Annotated in this window: 8 protein-coding genes and 1 tRNA gene; 7 read left to right on the forward strand and 2 right to left on the reverse strand. The window is 56.1% G+C overall.

What is annotated here, in order from left to right:
• Positions 1–9 precede the first annotated feature (9 nt).
• Positions 10–927 carry an acetamidase/formamidase family protein gene (locus tag WGC32_RS10620; protein WP_342681848.1) on the forward strand — a complete coding sequence of 306 codons (918 nt, stop codon included), beginning with the start codon at positions 10–12 and terminating at the stop codon, positions 925–927.
• A 32-nt stretch (positions 928–959) separates the two neighbouring features.
• Here the strand turns inward: WGC32_RS10620 and WGC32_RS10625 are convergent, their stop codons facing one another.
• Positions 960–1,715 (reverse strand): IclR family transcriptional regulator domain-containing protein, encoded by a 756-nt coding sequence (locus tag WGC32_RS10625; RefSeq protein ID WP_191482691.1) that lies wholly within the window; start codon positions 1,713–1,715, stop codon positions 960–962.
• Between the two features lie 250 nt (positions 1,716–1,965).
• Here WGC32_RS10625 and WGC32_RS10630 point away from each other — a divergent pair, with 250 nt between their 5' ends.
• From WGC32_RS10630 to WGC32_RS10655, 6 genes are read left to right on the forward strand one after another with little or no spacing between them, the layout of a single operon-like run.
• On the forward strand, positions 1,966–2,523 hold the full coding sequence (locus tag WGC32_RS10630) for a 2-oxoacid:acceptor oxidoreductase family protein (protein ID WP_342681851.1): 558 nt from the start codon (positions 1,966–1,968) through the stop codon (positions 2,521–2,523).
• On the forward strand, positions 2,477–2,791 hold the full coding sequence (locus tag WGC32_RS10635; protein WP_342681853.1) for a 4Fe-4S binding protein: 315 nt from the start codon (positions 2,477–2,479) through the stop codon (positions 2,789–2,791). Before WGC32_RS10630 ends, WGC32_RS10635 begins: the two co-directional genes overlap by 47 nt.
• On the forward strand, positions 2,791–3,987 hold the full coding sequence (gene porA, locus WGC32_RS10640; protein WP_342681855.1) for a pyruvate ferredoxin oxidoreductase: 1,197 nt from the start codon (positions 2,791–2,793) through the stop codon (positions 3,985–3,987). The genes WGC32_RS10635 and porA overlap by 1 nt, the downstream gene beginning before the upstream one ends.
• On the forward strand, positions 3,980–4,849 hold the full coding sequence (locus WGC32_RS10645; protein WP_342681857.1) for a thiamine pyrophosphate-dependent enzyme: 870 nt from the start codon (positions 3,980–3,982) through the stop codon (positions 4,847–4,849). The genes porA and WGC32_RS10645 overlap by 8 nt, the downstream gene beginning before the upstream one ends.
• A 13-nt stretch (positions 4,850–4,862) precedes the next feature.
• Positions 4,863–5,936, forward strand: a complete 1,074-nt coding sequence (gene buk, locus WGC32_RS10650) for a butyrate kinase (protein WP_342681859.1) — start codon at positions 4,863–4,865, stop codon at positions 5,934–5,936.
• Between the two features lie 14 nt (positions 5,937–5,950).
• The gene (locus tag WGC32_RS10655) at positions 5,951–6,862 is read left to right on the forward strand and encodes a bifunctional enoyl-CoA hydratase/phosphate acetyltransferase (protein ID WP_342681861.1); all 912 of its coding nucleotides are present in this window, start codon (positions 5,951–5,953) and stop codon (positions 6,860–6,862) included.
• 563 nt (positions 6,863–7,425) lie between these two features.
• On the opposite strand, the gene WGC32_RS10660 is transcribed toward WGC32_RS10655, so the two are convergent.
• Positions 7,426–7,501 (reverse strand) — tRNA-Asn (locus WGC32_RS10660).
• Positions 7,502–7,543 lie beyond the last annotated feature (42 nt).

Raw genomic sequence — 7,543 nt, forward strand, 5'->3', positions numbered from 1 at the left:
GTGACCAAAATGAGAGAAATCCATGTAGAACAAAAAGATTACGCCTATGTCATCGGCCCCCATCTGGAGCCTATCGCCACGGTACAGCCGGGGGAAACGGTAGCCTTCTTTACCCATGACGCCTTCTGCGATATGCTGGATTCCAACGACAAAGTTCCGGCGGATATTCACATGCCTCCCTGTCCCCAGGTGGGCCCGGTCCGTATCGAGGGGGCGGAGCCCGGCGACACCTTGAAGATCGAAATTATCAGCATTGAGCGGGTCCGGGACTGGGCGGTCAGCGCCTACCGTCAGGAGCTGGGCGCCATTGTGCCCACCAACACTACCCGGATGCTCAGCGGCCCTATCCCGGAAAAGACCTTCATCTATCATTTTGACGAGGCGACGGGAAAATACCGCTATAACGACAAGCTGAACTTCGATTGGGAGCCCTTTATCGGCACCATCGGCTGCGCCCACGGGCTCAACTCCTTTATGTCCATCACCCCCTTTGAAAACGGCGGGAATATGGATGTCCCCGATGTAAAACCGGGGAATACCCTCTACCTCCCGGTCAGCTGCCCAGGCGCCAACTTCTCCATCGGGGACTGCCACGGCCGGCAGGGACAGGGGGAAATCTGCGGCACCGCCTTAGAGATTGCCGCCAAGGTTACCCTGAAGTTTGAGCTCATCAAAGGGAAAACCATCACCTGGCCCCGGATCGAAAGCGATACGGAGATCATGTGTGTCGGCGCCGCCAAGCCCATGGAGGACGCGGCACGTATCGCCCTGTGCGAGCTCATTGGCTGGCTGGTGGAGCTAGGCTGGGATGAGATGGAGGCCTATCAGGCCGTCTCCCAGTGCAACAAGCTCTATGTCGGCAGCATGGTCAATCCCAACTATGTCATGGTGGCTAAAATTGATAAGGAGATCGCCTACCGCAAATAATGACAAGAGCCGCCCAATAAGGACGGCTCTTCTTATTTCATTTCCGCGGCAATATTCTGGGCGGTCTTTTGCAGCAGGGGAATGAGAAAATCCTTTTTGGATTTCATCCGCTCGGTGGGACCTGAGGCGCTGATGGCAGCCTCCACCCTGTCCCCCACGCCGAAAAGGGGCGCCGCGTAACAGGTCAACCCTAGCTCGCTTTCATCGGCGTCACAGGCATAGCCATTCCGCCGGACCCCCTCCAAATTTTCCAGCAGCTGCTGGGCTGTCACAATGGAATAGGGGGTCTTGGGGGAAAAGGATACGTTTTTAATGTAGTTATCAATAAACTGCTGAGGCTGAAAAGCCAGCATCGCCTTGCCGGTGGCAGTCATGTGAGCACGGCGGCGCAGCCCCACCATAGATTCCATCCGGATGGAGGAAGGGCTGGACACCTTGTCGATGAACTGGACCATGGTGTCGTTATCCCAGATGACCAGATGGGTCGTCTCCTCACACAGCTGGGTCAGGTTGATGAGGTAGGGATGGGCCAGCTTGATAATATCCATCCGCCCCAGGACGATGGCGCCTAAAGAGGAAAGCTTGACCCCTAGGCGGTACCGGTTGCTGTCTGTTTTGTTGAGAAACTTCCGGTTCTCCAGGGTGGTGAGTAACCGGAACGCCGTTGTCTTTCCTATCTCCATGAGCCGGGCTACCTCCGCGGCGCTTAGCTCCTCATGTTTTGCCAGCAGGTCGATGATGGCTAGGGCATTATCCACCGATTGCAGGATATATTGTTCATTCGACATGGTTTCACCGTCTTTTCTCCCGGCCTGCGGAACCCGCAAGCCCTGTCATATGAGATGATTATATCATAGTTTTCTCCTGAGAAAAAGGGTGGACGCCTATACAAAGGCAGCAGCGCCCTTTGTGCACTGTGTAAAATTTTACCTTTTCCATTTACTTTGCCTTTTGTCTTTGTTATAATTATATTTAGTTCTTTATACGAATTATCATTACATATAAAGAAACATTATTTAGGGAAGGGAGAGCCTGTCAATGAAGCAGCTGAAGTTCTACGGCCTAGGCGGACAGGGAGTCGTCACCGCGGCTAAAATCCTTTCGGTGGCGGTATCCATCCATGAAGGCCGATACGCCATTACCGTCCCAGCTTATGGCCATGAGCGGCGGGGCGCGCCGGTTTACACCGACGTCATGGTGGATCAAAAGCCCATCCAGCTCAACTGTTTTGTCTATGAACCGGATATTGTAGTGGTTCTGGACGAATTTATTGTAGAAAAACACGGCATCGATGTGGGCCGGGGAAAGGATGAGGACACCGTCCTCGTCCTCAACACCGCCAGTGGGGAGACGGCCCAGCGGTATGCCGACCAGTTTGGCTTTCAGACCGTTTATTATGTGGACGCCACCCAGGTAGCTCTGGACACCATTGGCAAAGGTATTCCCAACGGCTCCATGCTGGGGGCTTTGGCCCATACCGGCATCGCCTCTATCGGATCGGTGGAAAGCGCCTTAGAAGAATTTTTTGGAAAGAAGGCGGGTGAAAAGAATGCGCGTGCAGCTAGAACAGCTTATGACAACACCAAAAAGCTCTGAATACAAGACGATTTTAGGGCCCTGCGCCTATGTCTTTACCTCCTCCAATACAGGAAGCTGGCGGATCGAACGGCCCCGGGTGGACTTTTCCGCCTGTATCCAGTGCGGCACATGCCGGATGTACTGCCCGGCGGATGTCATCACCATCCACAAGGGACAGCAGCCGCCATTGGAGTTTCAGTGGGATTACTGCAAGGGCTGCGGCATCTGCGCCAATGAATGTCCCAAGCACTGTATTCAAATGATCTCGGAAAGGAGCGCTGAGTGATGTCCCATTATAAAATGTTAGATGGTAACGCCGCGGCGGTGGAAGCCATGAAGATGGCCCGGGTCAAGGTGATTTCCGCCTACCCCATCACCCCCCAAAGTTCCATTTCCGAGAAACTCAGCGACCTGGTGGACGCCGGGGAGCTGGATGCCAAATACATACGGGTAGAGTCGGAACACACCGCCATGTCCTGCGCTGTAGGCGCGCAGCTCACCGGTGTGAGAGCCGCCACCGCCACCTCTTCTGTGGGACTGGCCCTCATGCACGAGATCCTCAACGTGGCTTCCGGCTGCCGGGTTCCCATTGTCATGCCGGTGGTCAACCGCTCCCTGGCCTCCCCCTGGAGTCTGTGGTGCGACCATCAGGACTCCATGGCCGAACGGGACAGCGGATGGCTCCAATTCTACTGTGAGAATGTCCAGGATGTATTTGACACCCTCCTCTGCGCCTACCGCATTGCCGAGGACAGACGGGTACAGACACCCGCCATGGTCTGTTTGGACGGATTCTTCCTCTCCCACTCCATGCAGAAGGTCCTTCTTCCAGAACAGGACGAGGTGGACGGCTTCTTAGGAGAATACACACCCAAAAACGCCTATCTCAACCCGGCGGATCCTATGGTCATCAATGATCTGACCCCTACCGACGAGATCACCGAGATGAAATTTCAGCAGGCAGTGGGCTTTGCCCAGGCAAAGGTGGTGGCCGGAGAGGTCTTTGCCGCCTTTGCGGAAGAATTTGGCCGGCATAAAGAGGTGGTGGAGGGCTACCGCGCCGAGGACGCCGACGCCATCATCATCACCCAGGGCTCTATGTCCGGAACGGCCAAGTATGTGGTCGACAAGCTCCGGGAAGAGGGGCAGAAGGTGGGCGCCGTTAAAATCGTCATGTTCCGCCCCTTCCCCTATGAGGCTCTCCGGCAGGCCTGCGGTTCTGTGAAGAAGGTCGCCGTCTTGGACCGGACTGCTGGATTGGGAGCCCAAGGCACCCCTCTCTGGCTGGAGACAAAAGCGGCCTTAGATGGGGATGTGGATGTGAGAAGCTATGTAGGCGGTCTGGCTGGCCGCGACATCAGTCCCATGACCATCCAGAAGGTCTTTGAGGACCTGGGCCAGGAAGCACCCTGCGACGGGGTCAACTGGATCGACTGTAAAGACGATCCCATGCATTTAAGGGAGGTGCCCCTTCATGTTTAAGATAGAAACCACAGCCAATCGCTTTATCGCCTACGGGGTCAGTGCCTGTGCGGGCTGCGGGTTGGAACTGATCATCCGCAATGTGCTGGATGTCTTGGGGGAAGATACGGTGGTGGTCATCCCGCCGGGCTGTTCTGCCCTCTTCTGCGGCTTTGGCCGGGAGGCTGGTATGCGCCTGGCATCTTTCCAGGGAAATCTGGAAAGTACCGCCGCCTATGCCGCGGGGATCCGGGCGGGGCTGGCGGCCCAAGGCAACGACCACACCACAGTGTTGGGCTTTGCTGGAGACGGCGCCACGGTGGACATCGGCCTGCAATCCCTCTCAGGTATGTTAGAACGGGGGGACCGGGTGCTTTACGTCTGCTATGACAATGAAGCCTATATGAACACCGGCATCCAGGGCAGCAGCTCTACCCCCTACGGCGCTTGGACCACCACCACCCCCGGCGGCAAGGCCACCCGCCGCAAGGACCTGCTCTCCATCGTCATGGCCCACGACGTCCCCTACTGCGCTTCGGCCAGCGTAGCCTATATCCCCGACCTGCGCCGCAAGGTCCAGAAGGCCAAGGACGCTCCGGGCCCGGCGGTGCTCCATGTACACAGCCCTTGCCCCACCGGCTGGGGATGCCCTCCCGCCAAGTCCATCGAGGTTTGCCGGGTGGCAGTCCAGTGCGGGGCATGGCTTTTATATGAATACGAAAACGGAAAAATCACCCTCAACCAAAAGCCTAAACAGCTCCGTCCTGTCTCCGATTACGTGAACCTCCAAGGCCGTTTCCGGGGGATGGATGAGCAGGCGGTGGCGGCGCTTCAGGCGCAGGTGACCCAACATTATGAAGAGATGCTTCAGAAAAGCGAATGAGGAGGAGAGCCAGGTGAAAACTTATCGTATTGTCGCTATCAATCTAGGCTCCACCTCCACCAAGCTGTGTTATTATGAGGATGAAAGGTGCGTGATCAGCGCCTCCCTCCCCCACAGCGCCGAAGATCTTCGAGAATTCTCCACCATCTGGGAACAGGAGGAGCTGCGTACCAGCGCCATCCTCAATTTCCTTAAAAAAAACCACATTGCCGTCAAAGACTTAGACGCCATTGTCACCCGGGGCGGACATACCAAACCTCTGGTAGGCGGCGTCTACCGGGTCAATGAGGTCATGCTGGATCAGTCCGGCAGCGGAAAATACGGCCAGCATGTCACCGACCTGGGGCTGCGCATTGTCTATAAGCTGGCGTCCCAGGGTCCACTTCCCCTGACAGTGGACCCTCCCACCACCGATGAGTTTGAGCCCCTGGCCCGATACAGCGGCCTGCCCGAGCTGCCTCGGAGGAGCAGCTTCCACGCCCTTAACCACCGGGCGGTAGGGCGGCAGTACGCCCGGGATATTGGACGCCCTTATGAAGAACTCAATCTGGTGGTGGCCCACATGGGGGGCGGCATCACTGTTGCCGCCCATCGAAAGGGGCGAATGATTGACGCCAACAACGGCATTACCGGGGACGGTCCCTTTTCTACCAACCGTTGCTGCACCGTTCCGGTGGGTGGTTTGGTCGAGATGTGCTTCTCCGGAAAGTATACCCATCAGGAGATGAAGCGCAAGCTCAGCGGTCAAGGGGGCATGATGGCCTACCTGGGAGAAAACGACGCTCTCAAGGTAGAACAGCGTGCCGAAGCCGGGGACGCCCAGTGTGGTGAGGTACTAGACGCTATGGCCTATCAAACTTCAAAAGAAATTGCCGGATGCGCCGCCGGCCTCTGCGGTAAGGTAGACGCCATTCTCATCACTGGTGGTATCGCCCACTCCCCCAGGATCACCTCCTTTATCAAAGAGCATGTGGGCTTTATCGCCCCCGTCCGACTTTACCCAGGGGAATATGAGATGCAGTCCCTTGGCCTAAACGCCCTGGAAGCCCTCCGGGGCCGCACGCCCATCCAAGAGCTCGCCGATTGAAAGGAGAATGATCCATGCTGCGCAGTTTTTCCCAAATGGAACAACATATTTTGAAAGGCAGGGAAAAAAAGCGGGTGGCCCTGGCTGGAGCCCATGACCTCGACGCCCTCTCTTCCCTGGTGGAGGCCCGGCGAAAGGGAATCGTGGAGGCCATCCTCATTGGCCGGGAAGAGAAAATCCGGGAGCTTCTTAAGCAACTGGATGAGGATCCGAATGGGTATCAAATCATTCCCCAATCTGAGGACGCTCTCTGTGCTAGAACCGCCTGCCAACTGGTCCGGGATGGTCAGGCAGACATCCCCATGAAGGGGATGATCCAGACGGCGGCCTTTATGCGGGCAATCCTGGATAAAGGCTATGGCTTTGTCCCAGAGCGTGGATTACTGAGCCAGGCTACCCTGCTGGAGCTGCCAGAGGAAGAAAGGATGATGATTATTTCCGACTGCGCTGTGAATATAGCGCCAGAATATCCTGATAAGGTGAAGATCCTTCAGAATGCTGTTTTTCTGGCCCATCGTTTGGGCATTGATTGCCCAAAGGCAGCCGTTGTGGCGCCGGTAGAGGTGATTAATCCCGTGATGCAAAGCACCATTGACGCCGCTATGCTCTCCAAAGCCAATGAGAGGGGACAAATTCAGGGCTGTATTGTGGATGGTCCACTTGGGCTGGATAACGCTGTCAGCTTGCAGGCGGCAAAGCATAAGGGAATTTCTTCTCCTGTAGCTGGAGTTGCCGATATCCTCATCATGCCAGATCTCTGTGCCGGCAATATTTTCACCAAATCTCTGACCTATTTTGCTAAGCTTCCCACGGCAGGTGCTCTCTTGGGTGCTTCAATTCCTGTCATTATGACTTCCCGCACCGACAGCCCTGCGGATAAATATCACTCTATCCTCACTGCTGTCATTTTGTCCCAAGCCTACTAAGATCATCTCAGTTTCTCCCATAGATACACAGAAAGGGCTGCGGCAAATTTTGCCGCAGCCCTTTCTATCGCTCATTCTATGTCATCGGAACAAAAAAGAAAAGACAGTTGTTTTTTACAACTGTCTTTTCTTTGGCTCCCCCTGTCTGGCTCGAACAGACGACCTTTCCGGTCAGAAACATAGTCGCGGCCAGTCGTCTTCCGCCTCCCGCCGCTCCTTGTTTCTTCCTGCGCCTTGGGCCCCTCCTCCCCCCACCGGGGGCGGGCCCCCAGCCACCAGTTAACAGCCCTTCCTCCCAACTTTTTCTTACGAAAAAGAGACAGCCGCTTTTGCTGCTGTCTCTTTCTTTGGCTCCCCCTGTCTGGCTCGAACAGACGACCTTTCCGGTCAGAAACATAGTCGCGGCCAGTCGTCTTCCGCCTCCCGCCGCTCCTTGTTTCTTCCTGCGCCTTGGGACCCTCCTCCCCCCACCGGGGGCGGGCCCCCAGCCGCCAGTTAACAGCCGTCCTCTCAACTTTTTCTTACGAAAAAGAGACAGCCGCTTTTGCTGCTGTCTCTTTCTTTGGCTCCCCCTGTCTGGCTCGAACAGACGACCCTGCGGTTAACAGCCGCATGCTCTACCGACTGAGCTAAGGAGGAATATGAGAAGCCGGCACCGACCTATTTTCCCAGGCAGTCACC

The organism is Zongyangia acetica (genome assembly GCF_038739695.1).
GTDB lineage: Bacteria > Bacillota > Clostridia > Oscillospirales > Ruminococcaceae > Zongyangia > Zongyangia gallinarum.